At 69.9% G+C, this 21,664-nt stretch carries 20 protein-coding genes; 12 read left to right on the top strand and 8 right to left on the bottom strand.

The window, feature by feature from the left end; translation table 11 throughout:
• Positions 1-123 precede the first annotated feature (123 nt).
• Positions 124-399, bottom strand: a complete 276-nt coding sequence (locus MEICH_RS26210) for a hypothetical protein (RefSeq protein WP_051304373.1) — start codon at positions 397-399, stop codon at positions 124-126.
• Between the two features lie 16 nt (positions 400-415).
• A complete protein-coding gene (locus MEICH_RS26215; RefSeq protein WP_084542441.1) occupies positions 416-2,323 on the bottom strand; it encodes a S8 family peptidase in 1,908 nt (635 codons plus the stop codon).
• Between the two features lie 257 nt (positions 2,324-2,580).
• Here MEICH_RS26215 and MEICH_RS0119700 point away from each other — a divergent pair, with 257 nt between their 5' ends.
• Complete coding sequence (locus MEICH_RS0119700; protein WP_027894015.1) at positions 2,581-3,075, top strand: hypothetical protein; 495 nt, start codon at positions 2,581-2,583, stop codon at positions 3,073-3,075.
• Between the two features lie 65 nt (positions 3,076-3,140).
• On the opposite strand, the gene MEICH_RS0119705 is transcribed toward MEICH_RS0119700, so the two are convergent.
• The 4 genes from MEICH_RS0119705 to MEICH_RS0119720 all read right to left on the bottom strand — a co-directional run bounded on the left by MEICH_RS0119705 (position 3,141) and on the right by MEICH_RS0119720 (position 6,820).
• Positions 3,141-3,737 (bottom strand): TetR/AcrR family transcriptional regulator, encoded by a 597-nt coding sequence (locus MEICH_RS0119705; RefSeq protein WP_027894016.1) that lies wholly within the window; start codon positions 3,735-3,737, stop codon positions 3,141-3,143.
• A 356-nt stretch (positions 3,738-4,093) separates the two neighbouring features.
• The gene (locus MEICH_RS0119710; protein WP_027894017.1) at positions 4,094-5,209 is read right to left on the bottom strand and encodes an anhydro-N-acetylmuramic acid kinase; all 1,116 of its coding nucleotides are present in this window, start codon (positions 5,207-5,209) and stop codon (positions 4,094-4,096) included.
• Positions 5,206-5,931, bottom strand: coding sequence for a GntR family transcriptional regulator (locus tag MEICH_RS0119715; protein ID WP_027894018.1), 726 nt, complete (start codon positions 5,929-5,931; stop codon positions 5,206-5,208). The genes MEICH_RS0119710 and MEICH_RS0119715 overlap by 4 nt, the downstream gene beginning before the upstream one ends.
• 40 nt (positions 5,932-5,971) lie before the next feature.
• Positions 5,972-6,820: a DMT family transporter gene (locus MEICH_RS0119720; RefSeq protein ID WP_027894019.1), complete on the bottom strand. Its 849-nt coding sequence runs from the start codon at positions 6,818-6,820 to the stop codon at positions 5,972-5,974.
• A gap of 86 nt (positions 6,821-6,906) precedes the next feature.
• On the opposite strand from MEICH_RS0119720, the gene MEICH_RS0119725 reads away from it, so the two are divergent.
• The 10 genes from MEICH_RS0119725 (at position 6,907) to MEICH_RS0119770 (ending at position 19,246) form a co-directional block, all read left to right on the top strand.
• On the top strand, positions 6,907-8,412 hold the full coding sequence (locus MEICH_RS0119725) for an ABC transporter substrate-binding protein (RefSeq protein WP_027894020.1): 1,506 nt from the start codon (positions 6,907-6,909) through the stop codon (positions 8,410-8,412).
• Positions 8,413-8,502: 90 nt separating this feature from the next.
• Positions 8,503-9,453, top strand: a complete 951-nt coding sequence (locus MEICH_RS0119730; protein ID WP_027894021.1) for an ABC transporter permease — start codon at positions 8,503-8,505, stop codon at positions 9,451-9,453.
• Positions 9,450-10,292: an ABC transporter permease gene (locus tag MEICH_RS0119735; protein ID WP_027894022.1), complete on the top strand. Its 843-nt coding sequence runs from the start codon at positions 9,450-9,452 to the stop codon at positions 10,290-10,292. Before MEICH_RS0119730 ends, MEICH_RS0119735 begins: the two co-directional genes overlap by 4 nt.
• A gap of 6 nt (positions 10,293-10,298) precedes the next feature.
• Positions 10,299-11,309: a serine hydrolase domain-containing protein gene (locus MEICH_RS0119740; RefSeq protein ID WP_027894023.1), complete on the top strand. Its 1,011-nt coding sequence runs from the start codon at positions 10,299-10,301 to the stop codon at positions 11,307-11,309.
• Positions 11,306-12,184 (top strand): N-acetylmuramic acid 6-phosphate etherase, encoded by an 879-nt coding sequence (locus tag MEICH_RS0119745; RefSeq protein ID WP_027894024.1) that lies wholly within the window; start codon positions 11,306-11,308, stop codon positions 12,182-12,184. The genes MEICH_RS0119740 and MEICH_RS0119745 overlap by 4 nt, the downstream gene beginning before the upstream one ends.
• Positions 12,185-12,298: 114 nt before the next feature.
• Entirely contained in the window at positions 12,299-14,038 is a 1,740-nt protein-coding gene (locus MEICH_RS0119750) for an ABC transporter substrate-binding protein (protein WP_027894025.1), read from the top strand.
• Positions 14,039-14,114: 76 nt separating this feature from the next.
• Entirely contained in the window at positions 14,115-15,083 is a 969-nt protein-coding gene (locus tag MEICH_RS0119755; protein WP_027894026.1) for an ABC transporter permease, read from the top strand.
• Positions 15,084-15,128: 45 nt separating this feature from the next.
• A complete protein-coding gene (locus MEICH_RS0119760; protein ID WP_027894027.1) occupies positions 15,129-16,238 on the top strand; it encodes an ABC transporter permease in 1,110 nt (369 codons plus the stop codon).
• 69 nt (positions 16,239-16,307) lie between these two features.
• Positions 16,308-18,074 carry an ABC transporter substrate-binding protein gene (locus tag MEICH_RS0119765; protein WP_036219757.1) on the top strand — a complete coding sequence of 589 codons (1,767 nt, stop codon included), beginning with the start codon at positions 16,308-16,310 and terminating at the stop codon, positions 18,072-18,074.
• Positions 18,075-18,151: 77 nt separating this feature from the next.
• Positions 18,152-19,246: an exo-beta-N-acetylmuramidase NamZ family protein gene (locus tag MEICH_RS0119770; RefSeq protein ID WP_174422458.1), complete on the top strand. Its 1,095-nt coding sequence runs from the start codon at positions 18,152-18,154 to the stop codon at positions 19,244-19,246.
• On the opposite strand, the gene MEICH_RS0119775 is transcribed toward MEICH_RS0119770, so the two are convergent.
• The gene (locus MEICH_RS0119775; protein WP_027894030.1) at positions 19,214-20,092 is read right to left on the bottom strand and encodes a glucosamine kinase nucleotide-binding domain-containing protein; all 879 of its coding nucleotides are present in this window, start codon (positions 20,090-20,092) and stop codon (positions 19,214-19,216) included. The genes MEICH_RS0119770 and MEICH_RS0119775 overlap by 33 nt on opposite strands.
• The gene (locus tag MEICH_RS0119780; protein WP_027894031.1) at positions 20,089-21,051 is read right to left on the bottom strand and encodes a GNAT family N-acetyltransferase; all 963 of its coding nucleotides are present in this window, start codon (positions 21,049-21,051) and stop codon (positions 20,089-20,091) included. Before MEICH_RS0119780 ends, MEICH_RS0119775 begins: the two co-directional genes overlap by 4 nt.
• 84 nt (positions 21,052-21,135) lie before the next feature.
• Between MEICH_RS0119780 and MEICH_RS0119785 the strand changes: the two genes are divergently transcribed.
• Positions 21,136-21,660, top strand: a complete 525-nt coding sequence (locus tag MEICH_RS0119785) for a hypothetical protein (RefSeq protein WP_157202923.1) — start codon at positions 21,136-21,138, stop codon at positions 21,658-21,660.
• The last annotated feature ends 4 nt before the right edge of the window (positions 21,661-21,664 follow it).

Below are 21,664 nucleotides of genomic sequence, written 5' to 3' on the forward strand. Positions count from 1 at the left end.
GGGGGGGGGGCGCGGGGGGGGGGGGGGGGGGGGGGGGGGGGGGGGGAGGGAAGGGGAGGGGCGAACCACAGGCAACACGCCACGGGCTTACCGCTGACAGCCGACCGCTCTCCCTCGCGAGCCCTAACGCGGGGGCTCGAGCCGCTCGGCGGCGGCGATGGATTCTACCCGGGGGTCGTGTTCGGCGGCCTCGAGGCCTTGTGGTGTGGCGTCGGCGGTGAAGAGGCAGGCGTCGATGCGGCTGCGTACCCGGAAGCCTTCGGGAACGTAGCCGGGTTCCTTGACCTTGACGATCACGGCCATCGGCTGCCCGCCTTCCAGGCCCCGGGTCTTCTCGCGGGGCTCGGGGGGGAGGGAGCTGAGCTGCTGTTTGGTGGGCTCGAGCTTGCGCCGGCGCATGGCTTCATCCTCCCCGCTAGCGCCCCTCCTTGGCGGCTCGAGGCCGGGGCGTGCGCCGGGTGCTGCGGGCGGGCGTGGCCTCGGGCTCGGTCGCGGCGGCGATGGGGGCGGCCGACATCGCGGCGGCCACTAAGTCCCTGGCCGAGACCCGCCCGTTGCCGTAGCGGTCGTGCCAGCCGCTGCCCTGGGGCGGGTTGCGGCGGGCGGTTTCGATGACGGCCCGGCGGATCTGTCCGACGTCGAGGCTCTTCTTGCGGGCCTTGGCCTCGGCCAGCAGCAGGGCGACGGCCCCGGTGACGGCCGGGGCGGCCATGCTGGTGCCCGACATGCGGGTGGTGCCGGTCTTGCTGCGCGAGCGGGCGGCCACCACGTCGTGGCCGGGGGCCGAGACCTCGGGCTTGGGGCGGCCGTCGCGGGTGGGCCCGGCGCTGCTGAACCACGACAGCGGCAGGGCGGGCTTGTGGGCGTCGTAGGAGCCCACCACCAGGGTGTGCCGGCCGCAGGAGATCGAGCCGATGGTGTGGGTGCCGTCGTGGGGAGGGGGGAAGCTCGACTGCCCGGCGTCGTCGCGCTCGACCCAGGCGTGGAAGGGCGTGCTGCGGCCGGCCTCGTCGCGCAGGCGCAGGGTCCAGCGGCCGGTGGGGGCCCCGGTGTTGAGGAAGACCCCGATCATGTTGTCGCCGTTGTTGGGGTCGTGCAGCCGGTTGGCGACGAAGAGCACCACCTCGCCGTCGCTGGAGACCGTGCCGCTCTCGTTAGGGTCTACCTTGCCTAAGCTGGTGCCGTCGGGCTGCAGGATCTCCACGCTGAGGCGGCCCTCGCCGGGGTACCACAGCTCGAGCTCGTTCTGGGTGATGTCGCCCTCGCCCACGATCCAGGGCAGGTCGTAGCGGCCGCCCTTGGGCACGGTGCCCTCGGCGTGGATTCCGTCGGCGTAGGAGTTGGAGGCGGCGATCACCACCGCGCGGTCTGGGGTTTGCTCGAGCAGCCGGTCGATGCCCTGCTCCACCAGGGTGCTGCCGTCGTGGGGGCCGCCGTTGGTGCCCAGGCTGACGTTGATCACGCAGGGCTTGCCGCCGGCGGCCTGAAAGATGAAGGCGAGGGCCTCGAGCAGTTGCACGGAGTCGCCGAAGTTCTTGCCCACCACCTCGCTGCCCTGCCAGGGGATGTCGCTGCTGGCGATCTCGACGAAGATCAGGTCGGCGCCGGGGGCCACGCCGGGCACCCCGCTGCCCCGGCCGTTCCCCGCGGCGATGTCCATGACGTGGGTGCCGTGGGCGGCCTCGAAGGGGTCGGGGCCGTAGCCCAGGGCCTGGTAGGGGTTGGCGGCCTGGAGCGCGGCGTTGATGGCGGTGGAGGTGTAGAGCGTGCCGTAGTTGAAACCCGGCGGGCTGTTGGTGTCGCCGTGCTGGTCCCACAGCCTCCTGATGCGGGTGCGCCCGCTGGTGGTGCGGAAGTTCTGGTGGGCGAAGTCGCAGCCGATGTCCACGATGCCCACCACCACGCCCCGGCCCCCCCGGGCCTTGTTGCCGCCGGGCAGCAGGTTGGGGCGGGCCAGGATCTCCTCGGTGGTGCTGGCGAGCTCGCGGCTGAGCCGCTGGGCGGCCTTGAGGCTGTGTACGAAGGGCTGGGTGCGCACGAACTCGATCCTCGAGACCGGGATGCGCCCCGTGACCACCCAACTGCCGTCCTGCCCCCGCCCCCCGATCACCGCGCCCATGGTCACCTCGGAGAGGCTTTGCCAGGCCTCGAGGTCGCTGACCTTGGCGATGACGGCCACCTCGTCCTTGCGGGTCGAGGAGGTGGCGGGCTTGCTCAGGCCGCGCTGGCGCAGCGCGATGAGGCGCTGCAGCCGGGGGTCCATCGGGGTGAGGTCGGTGCCGCGGGTGGGGCTGCGGGTCGGGATGAACTGGATCTCAGCCATAGGGGTGCTCCCTCGGAGCTTGGGCCAATGCCGGGTTCCGGAAATGCGCGGTTTCCACCTTTGCCTGGGGATGTCGAGTTGGAGAGGTCGTCAAGCCAATGATACTACCGCGCACCGAGCGTGGAACGTTTTCATGGATAATTAAGAATGGGAATGACGAAACCCCATGCACAAACCGCCAACGGCAAAATTACTCTGGAAATTTGGACTGCCTCGGTTTATCATCTCGTGGGATTAACCCAAGGAAGGAGCGAGAAATGCAGTTGGAACGCTTAGCGAAGACCCTCACCGCCTCGCTGGTCGGGGCCGTGGCCCTGTCCGCCTGCGCGCCCAACGTGACGGCGTCGGCCATGCCCTCGCAGGTCCGGGCGCTCCAGGCCGACTTCGACGCCTGTGCCGCCAACGTCAACGGGCGGCTCGACGCGGTCGTCAACACTTACTACCCCGACTTCAAGAAGGGCAAGTTCGTCTCGGTGGTCTTCCCCCGGACCGACGTGGAGGTGGCCCGCTACCTCCTCACCGACGGCACCCAGGGCAAGAGCAGCCCCGGCAAGCGCTGCCCGCCCTCGGTCTGGACGCTGCCCCAGTACCTCGAGCTCAAGAAAAAGCTCGAGCAGGCCGAAGCCCTCACCGCCGAGATCGAGACGGCCAAGGGCCTGAAGTTCAACGGCCTGGTCGAAGGCAACCTCACCTACGTTGACCTTAAGACCAACCGGGTGTTGACCCGGACCTTCGAGTTCCAGAGCCGCTAGCTCAGGGAACGAGCCTCCTCAAGCACCCCCGGGCACGAGTGGCCCGGGGGGTCGTTTTCCCGCCCTCACCGCGCCAGGACGCCCTCGAGCATGAGCTCGAGGAACTTCATCATCTCGTCCTTGAGGCGGCGGTTGGGGGTGTAGGCGGCCCAGCGCAGCGCGGCCAGGAGGTACACGTCGGCGATGGAGCGGGCGATGCGCTCGAGGGACTGGTCCTTGCGCAACTGGCCCGACTCGAGCAGCGGCTTGAGGATCTCCCCGACCAAAGCCCCCAAGGGCAGCGCCTCGAAGGCGGCTCGAGCCCGCGCGGGGTCGGGGTTGAGCAGCTCGTAGGCCAGCGGGGACAGCAGCTCGCGCTCGTTCTCGCTGGTCTCGGCCAGCCGCTCCCAAAGGCGGCGCAGCACGTCGAGGGGCGGGTCGCCGCTGGCGAGCTCGTCGCGGGCCTTCAGCCGCAGCTCCTCCAGCAAGGCCGCCCCGTAGTCGAGCAGCACGGCCTCCTTGTAGGGGTAGTAGTTGAAGAAGGTCCCCCTCGAGACGTGTGCGGCCTTGGCGATCTCGGAGGCGCTGGTCTGGTGGAAACCCCGTTCGCGGAAGAGGTTGACCGCCGTACGGAAAATACGTTCACGACGGCGGAGTTTTTGCCGTTCCCGCAGGCTTGGCATGGTATACATTGTACTCAGGTTCGTTCGGTCAGGCTACTTACTTTTTGTTGGGCTGGGTCGGAGGTGGGGTTCAACGCTGAACGCCCAACGCTGAACGCCCAACGCCGAACGCCCAACGCTGAACGCCGATAGCTGATAGCCGATAGCCCATAGCCCATAGCCCATAGCTGATAGCCGGGCGCGGGTCGTACGTCGTACGTCGTACGCAAGACGCAAAACGCAAGACGCAAGACGCCTTGTCACCCCCCTTAGGGGGGCTGGGGGGGATATTCCCTGCCCCGCCCGTGGGGAGGGACGGGGAGGGGCAACCACGGGCCATGAGCTGACGGCTGACCGCTGACGGCTGACAGCTTTCCCTACCTCACCCCGGGCACTAGCAGCTTGCCTGCGACGGCGGCGGACTTGGCCCCCGTGACCTGGGGGAGCACGTTGGGCAGGCCCAGGAAGCGTAGGTAGCCCAGGACGGCGAAGGCCAGGGCTTCGCGGACCTTGGAGTTGTGGCCGCGTTCTTCGAAGGTGTGGATGGGGACGGGCAGGAGTTCGCGCAGGCGGCGCATGAGGGTTTGGTTGTAGGCGCCGCCCCCGGCGACCCAGACCTCCTCGAGGCCCCGCGGCAGCACGAAGCGGCGGTAGGCGTCGGCGATGCTCTGGGCGGTGAGCTCGGTGAGGGTGGCGAGGAGGTCGCGGGGGGTGAAGCCCTCGGTCTCGAGCTGGTCCAGCCGCCAGACCTCCCGCCCGGTGGACTTGGGCGGGGGGCGCTGGAAGTAGGGGTGGGAGAGCCAGGCCGAGAGCTTTTCCTCGTTCACCCTGCCCTGCTGGGCGAACTGGCCGCCGGGGTCGTGGGTGAGGCCCACCCAGGCCGCGGCTTCGTCGAGCAGGCAGTTGCCGGGGCCGGTGTCGAAGGCCAGCAGTTCGGCGGGCTCGAGGCCGCCCAGGTAGGTGAGGTTGGAGATGCCGCCCAGGTTGTGGATGGCCCGCCGCACCCCCGCATCGCCGTAGAGCAAGAGATCGGGGTAGGGGACCAGCGGGGCCGCCTCGCCACCCAGGGCCAGGTCGGAGGGGCGGAAGTCGGCGGCCACCGGGACGCCCAGGGCCTCGGCGACGTAGGCGGCCTCCCCGATCTGGAGGGTGGCGTGGGGCGGTTCGTGCCACACGGTCTGGCCGTGGACGGCGGCGAGCTCGGCGCGGCCGGCGAAGGGGGCGGCTGCCTCGGCGTAGAAGCGGCCCAGCTCGTGGTGCAGCAGGGCGAGCTCGCGGGTCAGGCTGTCGCCGTGCAGGGCCCTGAGCAGCCGCTCGCGCAGCCCGGCGGGGAAGAAGGCCTCGCGGTGCTCGAGCACCTGCCACTCCAGGCGCGGCGTAGCCGCGGTCGCTGCGCGACTATCCTCCAGGCGGGGCGGGCGGCCCTCCAGCTCGGCCAGCACCAGGTCCACCCCGTCCACCGAGGTGCCCGACATCAGGCCCAGGACCTTCACGCCCCGCCCTTGAGCTCGGCCACGAAGTCGTAGCGGTCACCGCGGTAGTGGCTGCGGGTGAACTCGAGCACGTTGCCGTCGGGGAGGTAGCTCAGGCGCTCGATGTAGAGCACGGGGTCGCCGGGGCGGATGCCCAGCAGCTCGGCGATGCGCGGCAGGGCCGCCACCGCCCGCAGGCGCTGCAGCGCGCGCACCGGCCGCAGGCCGTGGCCGTCGAGGTAGGCGTAGAGCGACTCGCCCACCGCCTCGGGCTGGGGCAGGTAGCGCACGGGGAGGGCGGCGAGCTCGAGGGCCATGGGCTCCTCCTCGGTCAGGCGCAGGCGCTCGAGGCGGCTGATCTCGGCGGTGGGGGAGAGGCCGAAGGCCAGCGCCTCCTCGGGGGTGGCGCGGAAGATGCCCCGCTGCAGCCAGCGGCTGCTGGCCCGCAGGCCCCGCGCGGCCATGTCCTGGCTGAAGCCGGTGAGGGCGGTGAGGGTCTGCTCGACCCGCTGGCTGACATAGGTGCCGCTGCCCTGCCGCCGGATCAGCAGGCCCTCGTCCTCCAGGCGCTCGAGCGCCCGCCGCAGGGTGATGCGCGAGACCCCGAGTTGCTGGGCCAGCTCCCGCTCGGGCGGCAGGGCCTGCCCCGAGCGCCACTCCCCCGAGGCCAGGCGCTCGCGCAGGGCGGCCTCGAGCTGGAGGTACAGGGGGGTGTGGGAGGAGCCGTCGAGGCGCAGTTTCATGCTTGGCATGAATATACCACCTGACTACCAATTTCTCGAGTTACCCCCGGTAGAGCAGGGAGATGCCCGCGACCATCAGCCCCACGGCCAGCAGCTTGCGGCCCAGGCGGTCGCGTTCCCCGAGCAGCACCACCCCCGCCGCGACCAGGAGCAGCAGCCGTGCCTGGGCGACCAGGATCACCTCCCCGGCCCCGCCCCCGGACTGGTAGGCCAGGATCAGCAGGGCCTGGGTGAGGGCGAAGGTGGCGGCCACGACCCAGGCCCACGCGCCCCACAGGACCGGCTGGGCCAGCTCGGACAGGCGGGGGCGGGCCGCTGCCAGCATCCCGGCCCCGGTGAGCAGGAGGTTGAGCGCGCTGTAGGTGGCGGGGTCGAAGTAGGGGCTCAGGGACTTGTCGATCACGTTGCCCAGCCCGAAGGTGAGGGCGGCCGCGAGCGCCAGGAGCTGGGCGCGGGTGAAGCGCAGCCTCGAGGGGGTCTGCTGCGACAGCACCAGCACGGAGGCTACGACCAGCCCGGCCCCCAGCCCGCTCGAGGCGCCCAGCGGCTCGCCCAGCAGCACCACCCCACCCACGAAGGTCCACAGCGAGGAGGTGCGCAGGAAGAGGTCGATCTCGGAGAGCGGGGTGGCCCGCAGGGCCAGGAAGTACAGCACGTTGCCCAGGGTGTACACCGCCCCCATTCCCAGCACGCCCAGCAGCACCCCGGCGCTCCAGCCGGCCCGCGGGTCGGTGAAGGGCAGGGCCAGCAGGCACAGCAGCCCGCCCGACAAGTGCACCACCCCGCCCAGCACCACCGGCTGGAGCCCACTCCCGACCAGGAATTTGGAGGCCCCCACGTTGAGGGCGCTCGTCAGGCCCGCCGCCAGCGACCACGCAAACCAGGACACTTCCACGTAATATACCACTTGAATACCAAACCTCGAGCCAATAAGATTCGTAGGAGTACGAAGCTCGGCAGCACAAAGGAGGCCCTATGCGGCGAGTAGGATGGCTCATTCTGGTGTTGGTCGGTGCCCTGGCCTGGGCGCAGACCCCGGTGCGGGGCGGCACCCTGCAGATCGCGGTGGACTCCTCCCCGGCGGGCCTCGACCCCCACGTGGCGACGGCCTTCGCCACCTTCGTGGTGATCGGCAACATCTACGAAGGGCTCACCGAGGTGGACGAGGGCCTGCGGGTGCGCCCGGCCCTGGCCGAGTCCTGGAAGGTGAGCGCCGACGGGTTGACCTACACCTTCAAGCTGCGCTCCGGCGTGACCTTCCACAACGGCCAGGCCTTCGACTCCAAGGACGTGGTGGCGACCTTCAACCGGGTGCGCGACCCCAAGACCGGCTCCCCCGTCGCCAGCCGCTTCAACCTGGTGAAGGAGGTGCGGGCCACCGGGCCGCAGGAGGTGGTCTTCGAGCTCTCCCAGCCCTTCTCGCCCTTCCTGAGCGAGCTGGCCGGGCTCTCCATCGTGCCCTCGGAGTACGTGACGGGCGGGGGCGATTTGCAGCGCCGGGCGATGGGCACCGGGCCTTTCCAGTTCAAGGAGTGGGTGCCCGACACCTACATCCAGCTCGAGCGCAACCCGCGCTACTGGCGCCAGGGGCGGCCCTACCTCGACGCCCTGCGCTTCAACATCGTCCCCGACGCGGCCACCCGCCAGATCGGGGTCTCCAGCGGCACCTACCACTTCCTGCCCAACATCGACCCCTCGCTGGCCGTGACCCTCAAGAACGCCCCCGGCGTCAAGCTCTACACCACCCAGGACCTCGCCTACAGCCTGGTGGGGCTCAACGTCAGCCGCAAGCCCTTCGACAACCCCCGCGTGCGCGAGGCCCTCAACTACGCCATCGACCGCAGCGCGCTGGTGCAGGCCGTGTACTTCGGCAACGGCGTGCCCGGCGGGCCGCTCTCGCCGGGCCTCAAGGGCTGGGCCTCGCCCACCTCGGCCTTCCCCTGCTACAAGCCCAGCGCCGCCAAGGCCCGCGACCTGCTGCGCCAGGCGGGCTACCCGGGCGGGGTGGACTTCACCATCCTGGTCCTCGGCTCGGTGAAGACCGTCGTGGACGCGGCCCAGGTCCTGCAGGCCCAGCTCGGCGCCGCCGGCTTCCGCGCCAAGATCGAGATCCTGGAGCTCGGCAAGTTCGTGCAGGAGTGGCGCAACTCCAACTTCGACGCCTTCGTCTCGCTCAACGGCGGCAGCGCCGACCCCGACGGCTACCTCTACCGCACCTTCTCCACCGGCGGCTCGACCAACGTCTTCAAGTACTCCGACGCCCGCGTGGACCGGCTGCTCGAGCAGGGCCGCACCGCCACCACGGCGGACGCCCGCCGCAAGGTCTACACCGAGCTGCAGGTGCGGCTGGCCTGCCAGGGCCCCATCGCCCACCTGGTCTACGGCACCCTCTTCTCGGCGGCCCGCGAGAACGTGCAGGGCTTCAAGCCGGTCCCTACCCGCTCGCTGATGTACCTGCGCGACGCCTGGCTCGCCCGGTGAATGACGTTGTCCTACGCCGTACGTCTTACGCCGTACGCCCTCGGCTGTGGCGCAGGACGTAAGACGTAAGGCGTACGACGCCTGACGCTCATGTTCGCCTATACCGTTCGCCGCCTCCTCGACCTCGTGCTGGTGCTCTTCGGGGTCTCGGTGCTGGTGTTTTTGATGATCCGGCTGATCCCCGGCGACGCGGTGCAGATCATGCTGGGGGCCAACACCGAGATCACCCCGGACCGCCTCGAGGCCCTGCGGGAGAAGCTGGGGCTGAACAAGCCGCTGGTAGTGCAGTACTGGGACTGGCTCGCCGGGGTGCTGCGGGGCGACCTGGGCGAGAGCGTGTGGACGGGAGCCCCCATCCGCGACGAGATCTTCGCCCGGCTGCCCCTGACGCTCGAGCTCACCCTGCTCTCCTTAGTGCTGGGGGTGGTGCTCTCGATCCCCGTGGGCATCCTCACCGCCTACTGGCGCAACTCCACCGCCGAGTACGTGGTGCGGCTGGTGGCCATCGCGGGCGTGACGGTGCCCTCCTTCTGGCTGGGGACGCTGTTCATCTACCTCTCCTTCAAGCTCTGGCCGAGCTGGCCCGCCATCGGCTACGTGCCGCTGGCCGAAGACCCTGCCGGCCACTTCGCCCGGCTGCTCTTCCCGGTCCTGGCACTCTCGCTGCCGCTGCTGGCGGGGCTGTCGAGGCTCCTGCGCTCGACGCTGCTCGACATCCTGAACCAGGACTACGTCCGCACCGCGCGGGCCAAGGGGCTCTCCGAGCGGGTGGTGATGTACAAACACGCCCTGCGCAACGCGCTGATCCCGCTGGTGACGGTGGTGGGCATCCAGGCGGGCTACCTCTTCGGCGGGGCCATCGTGGTCGAGCAGGTCTTCGCCCTGCCGGGGATGGGCCGCCTGATCGTGGGGGCCATCAACGAGCGCAACTACCCGCTGGTGCAGGGCACCATCCTGCTGGTCACGGCGGGCTTCGTGTTCATCAACCTGCTCGTGGACCTGGCCTACGCCTACCTCGACCCCCGGGTGGAGTACGCATGAGCGGCGCCTGGACCCTGACTCGAGGCCTCCTGCGCAACCCGCTGGGGGCGCTGGGCCTCGGCCTCACGCTGCTGGTCCTCCTGGGCGGGCTGTTCGCCCCGCTCATCGCGCCCTACGACCCGCTGCGGCAGGACATCCTCGCCCGGCTGTCGGGGCCGAGCCCCCAGCACTGGCTGGGCACCGACCAGTTCGGACGGGACGTGCTCTCGAGGATCCTCCACGGCATCCAGGCCTCGCTCTTCGTGGCGGGGGTCTCGGTGGTGCTGGCGCTGCTGGTGGGCGGCTTCCTGGGCGTCTCGTCGGCCTACTACGGCGGGCTCTACGACCGGCTGGTGATGCGGGTGATGGACGTGTTCCTGGCCTTCCCCATCATCCTGCTGGCCATCGGGATCATCGCCATGCTGGGGGCCAACCAGTGGAACACCGCCCTGGCCATCGGGGTGGTGTACACCCCGATCTTCGCGCGGCTGGTGCGGGGCCCGGCCCTGGTGCTGCGCGAGACCGAGTACGTCCACGCGGCGCAGGCCCTGGGGGCTTCGACCCTGCGGGTCATCGGGCGTCACCTGCTGCCCAACCTGGCCTCGGTGATCCTGGTGCAGTCCACGCTCTCGCTGTCCACCGCGATCCTGGTGGAGGCCTCGCTCTCCTTCCTGGGCCTGGGCACCCAGCCCCCCACCCCCTCGCTGGGCCTGATGCTCTCGGAGGGGCGGGCCTACCTGACGCTCTCGCCCTGGACCTCGGTGTTCTCGGGAGTAGCGATCCTGGTCGCCTCGCTGGGCTTCAACCTGCTGGGCGACGTGCTGCGCGACGCGCTCGACCCGCGCCTGAGGGGGCGCTAGAAGACCATGCTCGCCGACGCTATCCAACTTGTCCGATCCGCCGTCGAATCCGGCCAGATCCCCGGCGCCGCGCTGGGGGTCGTGCGGGCCGAGGGGGAGGGGGAGGCCTGGGTCTACGGCAGGGCCCAGCTCGAGCCCGAACCCGTCCCGCTCGAGGCCGCCATGGCCTTCGACCTCGCCAGCCTCACCAAGGTGCTCTTCACCGTGCCCGAGGTGCTGCGCCTGGTCGAGGACGGGCTGGCCGACCTCGACGACCCCCTCTCGCGCTTCTTCCCCGAGATGGCCTGGATGCAGGAGAGCCAGCTACCCAGGCGCACCCTGCGCCAGCTCTTGACCCACACCGCCGGGCTGCCGGCCTGGGCGCCGATGTACACCTGGAACGCCCGCCCCGAGCTGCTCAAGCAGCAGATCCTCCAGCACCGCTGGGAGGTGGGCGAGCCGGGCCCGACGGTGTACTCCGACCTGGGGTACATCCTGCTGGGCTTCTTGCTCGAGCGCCTGCGCGGCAAGCCCCTCACCGAATTCCCGCTGCCCGCCGGGCTCACCTGGAAGCCCGAAGCCGGAAGCTCCGTCGCCACCGAGCGCTGCCCCTGGCGGGGGCGGGTGCTGCGCGGCGAGGTCCACGACGAGAACGCCTTCGCCCTGGGCGGCGCGGGCCACGCCGGGCTCTTCGGCACCCTGGCGGGGGTCCTGGCTCGAGCCCAGGCCGTCCTGGGCGGCACCCTGCTCTCGCACGCGGCGCTGGAGGAGATGGCCCGCCCCCAGACCCCCGAGCGGGCGCTGGGCTGGGTCCTGCGGCAGCCGGGCTTCAGCGGCGGGAGCCTGTGCAGCCCGCGCACCCTAGGGCACACCGGCTTCACCGGGACCGGGGTGTGGATCGACCTCGAGCGCGGCTACGCCTGGGCGCTGCTGACCAACCGCGTCCACCCCAGCCGCCACCGCGAAAGCGGCGTCGTCGAGTTGCGGCGGGCGGTGGGCAACGCCATCGCCGCCGAATGGAGGGCGAGCACAACGTGAACACCGAATCCGCCAGCTCACGCTACCGAGACCTCGACACCTGGGAGCCGGGGGAGGTCCTCGAGGCCCTCATCGACCGGCAACTGGCCGCGGTGGCCGCGGTGCGGGCGGCGCGGCCCGCCCTCGAGGCGGCGGCCCTGGCCGTGGCCGAGCGCCTGAGACACGGCGGCCGCCTGGCCTACGCCGGGGCCGGGACCTCCGGGCGCATCGCCGTGCAGGACGGGGCCGAACTGGTGCCCACCTACGGCTGGCCGCAGGAGCGGCTGCTCTACCTGCTGGCCGGGGGGCGCGAGGCCCTGTTCCAGGCCGTGGAGGGGGCCGAGGACGACGAGGCGGCGGGCCGCGCGGCGGCCGCACAGCTCACCCCCGCCGACGCGCTCGTCGGGGTGGCGGCCAGCGGGCGCACCCCCTACACCGTCGCCGCCGTACGCGAGGCCCGCTCGAGGGGGGCCCTCACCGTCGGCGTCGCCAACAACCCCGGCACGCCGCTGCTCGAGGCCGCCGAGCACGCCATCTTCCTCGACACCGGCCCCGAGGTCATCGCCGGCTCGACCCGCCTAGCCGCCGGCACCGCGCAGAAGGTGGCCCTCAACCTGCTCTCCACCCTGGCCATGGTGCGCCTGGGCCGGGTCTACGACAACCGCATGGTCGAGGTGGAGATGACCAACAAGAAGCTGTGGGAGCGCGGGGTGCGGATGCTGCGCGAGCTCACGGGGGCGGGCCAGGCCGAGGCCCAGCAGGCCCTCGAGCGGGCCCAGGGCCGCGTCAGCCTGGCGGTGCTGCTGCTCAAGGGGCTGGGCCTGGAGGAGGCCCGGCGTCGGCTCGGCGAGGCCGGCAGCTTGCGGGGGGCGCTCGAGGCGGGCCGGGGCGAGTGACTCATGCAAAGCCGTCCCTAAAGGCCAAGAATGGGGGTCCCGCTGACCCCTTGTGCTTTGGTTAGCTACTGGTATTAGAATGGTCTACATAACGACCCGAAGGAGGCAGTGAGCATGAGCAAACGAAGGGCAGTATGGCTGGCCGGGCTTTTGGCCTTGGGGACGATCGCCCTGGCCCAGCCCAAGACCGTCACGGGCTACGGCAACCTGGGGGTGGCGCCGGGTAAGGCGGGGGGCAGCCTGACCCTCGCGCTGGGCAGCGCCCCGCAGACCCTCTTCTACTACGGGGCCGTGGACTCGGCCATCCAGGCCCTCGCCAACCAGATGTTCGACGGGCTCATCGAGTACAACCTGGGCAACTACAAGATCGAGCCCGGCCTGGCGGTCTCCTGGAGCATCGGCGGGGGGAGCAAGGTCTACACCTTCAACCTGCGCCGGGGCGTGAAGTGGCACGACGGGCGCGACTTCACCGCCGACGACGTGGTCTTCACCTACAGCCAGATCGTCGCCAACCCCGAGGCGCGCGGCGGCGACGCGGGCAACTTCGCGGGGGTCAAGATCGAGAAGCTCGACCCCTACAAGGTGCGCTTCACCCTGCCCAAGCCCGCCCCGGCCTTCATCCACTACATGCGCCTGCCGATCATGCCCAAGCACAAGCTGCTGCCCTTCAGCCAGGAAGGCGGCAAGGCCCCCGCGGAGATCAACAACGCCTGGCCCACCAACGTCAACCCCCAGGAGGTCGTGGGCACCGGGCCCTTCCGCCTGCAGAGCTACACCGCCGGGCAGCAGATCACGCTGGTGAAGAACCCCGACTACTGGAAGCGCGACGCCGAGGGCACGGCGCTACCCTACCTCGACCGCCTGCAGTACCTCATCATCACCGACTCGCAGGCCCGCGTGGCGCAGTTCCTGGCCGGCAACCTGGGCCAGATCAACATCACCGGCGCCGAGTTCCCCGACCTCAAGCGCCGCGAGGTGCAGGGCGCCCCCTTCAAGGTGGTGCAGTTCCGCGCCCTCTTCGGCTCCCCGCCGCACCTGGCCTTCAACTTCGACGCCAAGAACCCCGACCTCGCCAGGCTCTTCCGCAACTCCGACTTCCGGCGCGCCATCCAGTTCGCCGTCAACCGCCAGCGCGTCATCGAGGACGTGTACAACGGCCTGGCCGAGCTGCCGGGCAACGGCATGGCCCCGGTGAGCGAGTGGTACTACGACACCCGCAAGCTCCTGGGCACCTACGACCTCAAGGCCGCCAACGCCGCGCTCGACAAGCTCGGCCTCAAGCGCGGGCCCGACGGCATCCGGCTGCTGCCCAGCGGGAAGCCGCTCGAGTTCACCCTGACCTACGGCTCCAACTCCGCCGCCTTCACCGGCATCGCCACCATCCTGCAGAACGACCTGCGCCAGGTCGGGGTCAAGGTCAACCTCCAGGGCATCCTGGCCGCCAACCTGCTCTCCACCGGGCGCGGCAAGGACTGGGAGGCGATCATCCTGGGCCTGGGCGACCAGCCCGACCCCGAGCTGCGCACGCCCATCTGGAAGCCGGGCGGGGCGCTGTACTACTGGCACCAGTCCACCCAGCCCGCCACCCCCGAGGGCGCGCCGCAGTTCAACAACTTCCTGCCCTGGGAGAAGGAGATCTACGACATCTGGGAGAAGGCGGCCAGCACCACCAACGTCACCCAGCGCAAGGCGCTGTACGACCGCTGGCAGGCCATCTTCGCCCGCGAGGCCATGGTGATCATGATCGCCAAGGAGTACGCCGCGGGCGCGGTCTCCAACCGCTACGGCAACTACGTCTACAGCCTGGGCGTGATCCCCGGCTACAACCCCGTGCCGCTGATGTTCCAGAGGTAAGGGTACCGGGTAGAGGGTGTGGGGCGCGTCATGCCCCACACCCGCACCCCTGCACCCGAACCCCGGCCTTCGTTTTATGTGGACCTTCGTTTTCAAGCGCTTTTTGGTGGCGATCCCCACCCTGCTCCTGATCTCGGTGCTGGTCTTCGCCGTGATCCAGCTCCAGCCGGGGGGGTTTCTGGAGAACATGCTCGAGGACCCCCGCGTCTCCCGCGAGACCGTCGAGCGCATCCGCCAGCAGTACCTCCTCGACCAGCCGGTGTGGGTGCAGTACGTCAACTGGCTGGCCGGGGTGGTGCGCGGCGATTTCGGCTACTCCTTCCTCAACAACCGCCCCGTCTCCGAGCTCATCTGGGAGCGGCTGGGCTGGACGGTGTTCCTGGCGCTCGTCACCATCTTCGCGACCTGGGTCATCGCCATCCCGCTGGGCATCTACACCGCCCTGCGGCGCCACGGCTTCGGGGCCACGCTGGCGAACTTCATCGGCTACTTCGGCCTCGCCACCCCCGACTTCCTGGTGGCGCTGCTGCTGATCTTCGCCGTGCTGAGCGCCGGGGGCACCAGCGTGGGCGGGCTCTTCAGCCCGCAGTACATCGACGCGCCGTGGAGCTGGGCGAAGGTCGTGGACATGCTGGGCCACCTCTGGATCCCCATTATCGTCATCGGGCTCGACGGCACGGCCAGCATCATGCGGCAGATGCGGGCCAACATGCTCGACGTGCTCTCGCAGGACTACGTGCGCACGGCCCGCTCGAAGGGGCTGGCGGAGCGGGTGGTGCTGTGGAAGCACGCGGTGCGCAACGCCATCAACCCCCTCATCAGCATCGCCGGGCTCTCGCTGCCCAACCTCATCTCGAGCACCATCATCGCCTCCATCGTGCTCAACCTCCCCACCATCGGCCCCTTCCTCTACGACTCGCTGCTCAACAAGGACCAGTACGTGGTGATGGCGCTGTTGATGATGTCGGCGGTGCTCTTGATGATCGGCAACCTGCTGGCCGACCTGGCGCTGGCCTGGGCCGACCCGAGGATCCGCTATGAGTAGTTCGCCGCCCAACGCCGACGCCGGAGTGACGTGGGAGGTGCCCAGGTGAGCGCCCCGGCCCTCCGCAAGCCCCGCTTCGACCGCAACAGCCCGCTCTACCTAGCCTGGCGGCGCTTCCTCAAGAACAAGCCGGGCGTGGTGAGCCTGTGGGTGCTGGCGGTGCTGTACCTGACGGCCCTCTTCGCCGGCTTCCTGGCCCCCTACAACCTCACCACCCAGCACCCCGACGCCGTGTACCAGCCGCCGCAGCGGGTGCGGATCGTCCACGAGGGACGGCTCATGCGCCCCTTCGTCTATCCGATGAAGAAGGAGCGCGACCCCGTCACCTTCATCAACACCTTCGTCGAGGATAAGACCCGCCCCACGCCCATCCGCTTTTTCATCCGGCAGGGCGAGCCCTACAGCTTTTTAGGCCTCAAGACCGACCTGCACCTCTTCGGCGTGCCCTATTCCGAAGGGTATTTCTTCCCGCTGGGCAGCGACCAGTTCGGGCGGGACCTGTTCTCGAGGATCCTCGTCGGCTCGCAGGTCTCGCTCACCGTGGGCGTGATCGGGGTGCTGATCTCCTTCGCCATCGGCATCCTGCTGGGCGGCATCTCGGGCTACTTCGGCGGCTGGGTGGACACCGTGATCCAGCGCGTCACCGAGGTGCTGCTCTCGATCCCCCGCCTGCCCATCCTGATGGCGCTCTCTACCGTCATCCCCGCCTCCTGGCCCAGCACCTACGTGTACCTGGGCATCATCGCGGTGCTCTCCTTCATCGGCTGGGCGGGGCTGGCGCGGGTGGTGCGCGGGCAGGTGCTCGGCGCGCGCGACCTCGACTACGTGACAGCGGCCAGGGCCATCGGGGCCTCCGACCTGCGCATCATCCTGCGGCACATCACCCCCAACCTCACCTCCTACCTCATCGTCACGGCCACCCTGGCGCTGCCGGGCTACATCATCGGCGAGTCGGCGCTGTCGTTCTTGGGGCTGGGCATCAAGGAACCGATGGCGAGCTGGGGCCTGCTGCTGAAGGACGCGCAGAACTTCCAGTCGCTCAACCTCTACCCCTGGCTGCTCACGCCCGGGATCCTGATCTTCGTGGCCGTGCTGGCCTACAACTTCTTCGGCGACGCGCTGCGCGACGCGGCGGACGTGCGGAGCGTGGACTGAGCTGTCGATGGCCGGTAGCCCGTAGCCAAAAGCGCGAAAAAAGTAGGGTGTACGCCCTTGGAGGTAAGCATGAACCGCAGAAGTTTCTTGTCCAAGTCGGCACTGGCGCTGGGGGCAGGGGTGTTGGCTCCCCAACTCCTCGCTAAGGCGATGGCCCAGCAGGGGCAGGCCAACGTCCCGCTGTCGCTGTTCCAGGAGATCGGCAAGCGCGGGGGCACGCTCACGCTGCCGCTGGGGGCCAGCCCGCAGAGCTTCAACTACTTCTCGGTCATCGACAATTTCGCCTACACCGTGCTCAACAACGTGCTCGACCGGTTGATGCAGCTCGACCCGCTGACCTTCGAGCTCAGCGGCGTGCTGGCCGAGTCCTGGTCCTTCTCCCGCGACGCCCGCACGGTCACGGTGAAGCTGCGGCGGGGGGTCAAGTGGTCGGACGGCACCCCCTTCACCGCCGACGACGTGCTCTTCACCTTCACCGAGGTCGCGCTCAACCCCAACCTGCGCGGCAACCAGGCCGCCACCCTCACCGTGGCGGGCGCGCCGCTCAAGTTCGAGAAGGTCGACGACCTGACCTTCCGGGTCATCTCCGCCAAGCCCTACGGCGCGGTGCTCCAGGCCCTGACCTTCTCGCCCATCCTGCCGCGCCACAAGCTCGCGCAGTTCAAGCCCTTGCAGGACGCGCAGGGCTTCTCGAGGGCCTGGGCGACCAACACCGACCCCAAGGAGATCGTGGGCACCGGGCCCTTCATGATCCACAGCTACACCGTGGACCAGAAGGTCACGCTGGTCAGGAACCCCAACTCCTGGCGGCGCGACCCCCAGGGCAACCCGCTGCCCTACTTCGACCGCCTCGAGTACCTCGTCATCCGCGACTCCAACCTGCAGGTCGCGCAGTTCCAGGCCGGCAACCTCGACTCGGTGCCCATCACCGGCGCGCAGTTCCCCGACCTCAAGCGCCAGGAGGTGGCCGGGGCCAAGATCCGGGTGCTCAAGGGCGTGACCATCTTCACCTCCCCGCCGCACTGGGGCTTCAACTTCGACGCCAAGAACCCCGAGCTCGCCGAGCTTTTCCGCAACCTCACCTTCCGCAAGGCCATGCAGGCCGCCCTCAACCGCCAGCGCGTCATCGACGACGTGTACAACGGCCTCGCCAGCCTGCCCGGCCACGGGGTGGCCCCGGGCACTTTCTGGTACTACGACACCCGCTCCTACCTCGGCAAGTACGACCTCCAGTCGGCGTCGGGCCTGCTCGAGAGCCTCGGCCTCAAGCGCGGCCCCGACGGGGTGCGGCGCCTGCCCAGCGGGAGGCCGCTCGAGTTCAGCCTCACCTACGCCTCCGACTCCATCCCCATCTCGGCCATCGCCGCCATCCTGCAAAACGACCTGCGCCAGGTCGGGGTCAAGCTCAACCTGCAGGGCATCCAGCAGAGCACCGTGCTCCCCACCGCCACCAGCGGCAATTTCGAGAGCATCATCGTGGCCTTCGGCGACCAGCCCGACCCCCAACTGCGCAAGGACATCTGGCAGCCCGGCGGCCAGCTCAACTACTGGCACCGCTCGGTGTGGCCGGAGAAGAGCGGGGAAGAGCCCAGGTTCGGCGAGATGCTGGGCTGGGAGAAGAACATCTGGGAGATCTTCCGCCAGGCCGAACAGCTCGGCGACCAGTCCGAGCGCAAGCGCCTCTACGACCGCTGGCAACTGCTGTTCGCCCAGAACCTCCCCGTCATCATGATCGTCAAGCCCGACGCGGTGGCCGCCGCCCACGCCCGGCTGGGCAACTTCTTCGCCAAGGACAACCGCATCCTGCAGAGCAACTACACGACGTTCGAGAAATAGCTGCCCATAGACGAATAGCTGATAGCCAATAGCCGTTCTCGTTTTTAGCCATCAGCCATCAGCTACCGACCAACCTTATGACCGGACTCGAGCGCCTGTGCTCCGACCCCAGCCTGCTGCCCCGCCCCGGCAGGCTGGGCCTGCTGACCCACCCGGCGGGCGTGACCCGCGACCTCACCCCCTCGGCGGTGGCGCTCCTGCGGGCGGGGGTGCGGCTCGAGCGCCTCTATGGCCCCGAGCACGGCATCGACGGCTCCGGGCAGGCCGGGGAGGCGCCCGAGGCCGCGACCGATAGGCAGACCGGCCTTCCGGCCCACAGCCTCTACCACAAGAAAGCCCCCGAGATCGAAGGGCTCGTCGCCCAGGTGGACACCCTGCTCGTGGACCTGCAGGACGTGGGGGTGCGGTTCTACACCTACGTTTCCACGCTGGTGCAGGTGCTCGAGGCCGCCCGGCGGACCGGGACCCGGGTGGTGGTGCTCGACCGGCCCAACCCCCTGGGCTCCCTGGTGGAGGGCCCCGTGCTCGAGCCGCGCTTCCGCTCCTTCGTGGGGGCGCTCGAGGTCCCCCTGCGCCACGGCCTGACCCTCGGGGAGTGCGCCCGCCTGGTGAGCCCGGAGGCCCACGTGATCCCCTGCGACCCGCTCGAGCCCTTCGGCTACGGGGGCCTGCCCTGGGTTCCCCCCTCGCCCAACCTCCCCGATCTCGAGACCGCCCGCCTCTACGTGGGCACCTGCCTGGTCGAGGGCAGCACGGCCTCGGAGGGGCGCGGCACGGCCCTGCCCTTCCGCCTCGTCGGCGCCCCCGAGCTCGACGCGGTGGCGCTGGCCCGGCGGCTCAACGGCCTCGACCTCGGCCCGGTGCGCTTCCGCCCCGCCTACTTCACCCCCGCCTTCTCCAAGCACGCCGGGCAGCCCTGCGCGGGGGTGCAAATCCACGTCCTCGAGCCCCTCGCCCGCGCCCTCCCCGTCGGGATCGCCCTGGTGGGCGCCCTGGCCGAGCAGGGGGTCGAGCTCAACCCCGACTGGTTGCAGAAGCTGTTGGGAGTCCCTTTCGAGCCCGAGCTGTTCGTGCCGGAGAACGCCCAGGAGCGCTGCCACGCCTGGGAGCTCGAGGCCCGGCGCTACGCCCAGGAGCGGCTATCGGGTGCCTGGCTCTACCCCCGAAGCTAAACGGTCGGCCAGCAACAGGGCCTGCTCGAGCGGCCCCCTCCTGGGCGGCCGGTAGCCCTCGGGCCGCCCGAGCTCCAGGAACCGTTCGCTCAGCCCGCCCCAGACCCCGGCACTCCCGGCCCCGCTCTCGGCCTGGAGCTCACGCACGAGCCGGGAGCCCAGTGCGTGCCATTCACGCAGCAGCGCGGCGGCGCGGGGGTCCTCCGCGGCCTCGAAGGCCCAGGGCGCGAACTGCCCGTAGCCGCCCGCGCCCTGCCCCCGCGCCCACTCGATGGCCTCGCGCACGCTCGAGAAGCGCTCCCGGGCCTTCTCGGCCAGCGGGCTCGGCTGCGCGTCCTCCCAGTCGGCCAGGGCCAGCCGCAGCGCCTCGAGCCCCAGCCAGCTTCCCCCGCCCTGCTCGAGCGGGAAGCCCCAGCCCATGCGGCGGCACAGCCGCCCGTCCGGCCCCCGGGCCAAAGCGACGCAGCCGGTGCCCACGACCAGCAGCACCCCCGGCTCCCCGGCGAAGTAGGCGCCCAGCGTCAGGGCGGCGTCGCTCTGGGCCTCGAGCCGCGCGTAGGGGTGGGGAAAGCCCTCGAAGGCCCGCACGTCCTCGGGCGTTGCCAGCCCCGCCACCCCGGCGTGGACCGCGCAGCCCGCCAGGCCGGGCTCGAGCCCGGCCTCCCGGAAGGCGGCCTCGATGGCGGCCCGCAGCTCGCGGTGGGCGGCCTCGAGGCCCACCTGCCGCGGGTTGGCGCTCCCCGCCGCACCCTTGCCCAGCGCCTCGAGGCCCTCCGGCCCCCTCCGCGCCAGCACCGCCCGGACCGCGGTCCCCCCGGCGTCCACCCCCACGCGGTACAGGCTCATAGCCCGCGGCTGTGCGGGCGGTAGCCGCGCCAGGGCACGAAGCCGATCTTGCCGTAGAAGTCAGCCAGGGTGGTCCAGTCGATCACCATGCGCCCCACGCCCAGCTCCTTGAGGTGCTGCACCCCGTAGCACAGCAGCGCGAAGCCCAGCCCCTTCCCCCGCAAGGCCCTGGAAACCCCGATGGGGCCGAGGCCGCCGTAGGTTGTCCCCAGCGCTTCCCGCCAGTAAATTCCCGGCCCGATGCGCCTCGAGCCCCGGTGGTACACGTGGGCGAACCCCCAGACCTGCCCCTCGCCCCCCAGCACCAGCACGTCAGCCGGGCTGGGCTCGACCTTCAGGCGTTGCTCGGTCTCGTAGAGCCAGCGCCCCGGGAAGGTGGCCTCGAGGAAGCCCAGCAGGCCGGGTACCTGCTCCGGCCGGCAGGGGCCGATCCTGAACCCGCTCGCCTCGAGCGCCTCCCGCGCGGCGGTGGGCAACGCGTAGTCGGCCAGGTCGCGGATGAAGTCCTGCTCGAGGCCCGCCGCCTCGAAGCCATAAGCCTGTAGCAGTCCGGCCAGCGCTGCATCCTCGACCGGCACCCCGGGGAAGAAGTGGCTGGGGTCGCCGCCGTACTGCACGCGGCTGAAGCCCTCGGCGCGGAGGGTGTTGAGGGCGCACTCGAGCAGCTCCCGCCCCACGTCCTGCTCCCGCCCCGGCTCCACGAGCAGGAAGCTGATCCAGGCGTTGTGCGGGTTCTGGTTGGCCCAGGAGGGCGGCGAGGGCGGCGTCTTGAGGCTCACCGCCCCCACGACCCGGCCCCCTTCCTCGAACACCCGCGCCAGGTCCGCCCGGAAGTGCCGCGCGTCGCCTGCGGTCTGCTGCTCCCAGAGGGCCTTGTCCAGGGGGAAGCGCTCGCCCCAGCGCCGCCGCCAGAGCTCGAGGAGGGCCGTCTCGTCCGAGGGTCGCCAGGCGCGAAGCATGCGCACCAAGTATATACCAAATGAGGACCAATTTAGATTTTCCCCGGCCTGCGGATTGATCGTGTTTGCCCCAGGAGGTTAAGCTTGGTCGACCATGGCCGGGGCGAGCGGCGGGAAAAGTGTGAGACCTATGGGCAGTCCTACCGAGGCAATATGATGTACCGGCTCAACGGGCTGTTGAGGCAGATGGCTGATGGGCTTAACCGTGGCAGTCTGAATTACACGGTGAGCTTCGCGCTTCTAGCGGCTGATGGTATAGCCGGTACGCCTATCGCCGAAGCCGTTTCGGCGGCATTGGGTCGTCCCGTCCGTCTTGGTGAGATCCTCAGTGTGACCCCTGAGGATGCCCTGGTGGAGGTAGCGCAGAGCCTTGACTACATCGGAGACTACGGCTCCCATCCCGACCTGACCTTCGTCGGCAGCCTGGAATTCAGCCAGCTCAGGTCTGCGATACTCGATAGCCTGCGCGAGCTGCTCCTCACTGCAGATCAGGTCATGCGTTTCTCGCTACAGGATGGGCACCCCTTTTATCCCGTGTTCTGGGATTACGCCTTCCTGATTGAAAAGCAGGAGGATACCCTTATCCTCATCGGGTCCAGCTCCGACTGAATCG

The organism is Calidithermus chliarophilus DSM 9957 (genome assembly GCF_000430045.1).
In the GTDB taxonomy this organism is placed as follows: Bacteria; Deinococcota; Deinococci; order Deinococcales; family Thermaceae; genus Calidithermus; species Calidithermus chliarophilus.

Bases quoted from the DNA above. Each gene is read 5' to 3' on its own strand.
- MEICH_RS0119740 (WP_027894023.1), top strand. From the start codon at position 10,299: ATGCTCGCCGACGCTATCCAACTTGTCCGATCCGCCGTCGAATCCGGC.
- MEICH_RS0119725 (WP_027894020.1), top strand. From the start codon at position 6,907: ATGCGGCGAGTAGGATGGCTCATTCTGGTGTTGGTCGGTGCCCTGGCC.
- MEICH_RS0119780 (WP_027894031.1), bottom strand. From the start codon at position 21,051: ATGCTTCGCGCCTGGCGACCCTCGGACGAGACGGCCCTCCTCGAGCTC.
- MEICH_RS0119700 (WP_027894015.1), top strand. From the start codon at position 2,581: ATGCAGTTGGAACGCTTAGCGAAGACCCTCACCGCCTCGCTGGTCGGG.
- MEICH_RS0119750 (WP_027894025.1), top strand. From the start codon at position 12,299: ATGAGCAAACGAAGGGCAGTATGGCTGGCCGGGCTTTTGGCCTTGGGG.
- MEICH_RS0119775 (WP_027894030.1), bottom strand. From the start codon at position 20,092: ATGAGCCTGTACCGCGTGGGGGTGGACGCCGGGGGGACCGCGGTCCGG.
- MEICH_RS0119730 (WP_027894021.1), top strand. From the start codon at position 8,503: ATGTTCGCCTATACCGTTCGCCGCCTCCTCGACCTCGTGCTGGTGCTC.
- MEICH_RS26210 (WP_051304373.1), bottom strand. From the start codon at position 399: ATGCGCCGGCGCAAGCTCGAGCCCACCAAACAGCAGCTCAGCTCCCTC.
- MEICH_RS0119765 (WP_036219757.1), top strand. From the start codon at position 16,308: ATGAACCGCAGAAGTTTCTTGTCCAAGTCGGCACTGGCGCTGGGGGCA.
- MEICH_RS26215 (WP_084542441.1), bottom strand. From the start codon at position 2,323: ATGGCTGAGATCCAGTTCATCCCGACCCGCAGCCCCACCCGCGGCACC.
- MEICH_RS0119770 (WP_174422458.1), top strand. From the start codon at position 18,152: ATGACCGGACTCGAGCGCCTGTGCTCCGACCCCAGCCTGCTGCCCCGC.
- MEICH_RS0119735 (WP_027894022.1), top strand. From the start codon at position 9,450: ATGAGCGGCGCCTGGACCCTGACTCGAGGCCTCCTGCGCAACCCGCTG.
- MEICH_RS0119755 (WP_027894026.1), top strand. From the start codon at position 14,115: ATGTGGACCTTCGTTTTCAAGCGCTTTTTGGTGGCGATCCCCACCCTG.
- MEICH_RS0119705 (WP_027894016.1), bottom strand. From the start codon at position 3,737: ATGCCAAGCCTGCGGGAACGGCAAAAACTCCGCCGTCGTGAACGTATT.
- MEICH_RS0119715 (WP_027894018.1), bottom strand. From the start codon at position 5,931: ATGAAACTGCGCCTCGACGGCTCCTCCCACACCCCCCTGTACCTCCAG.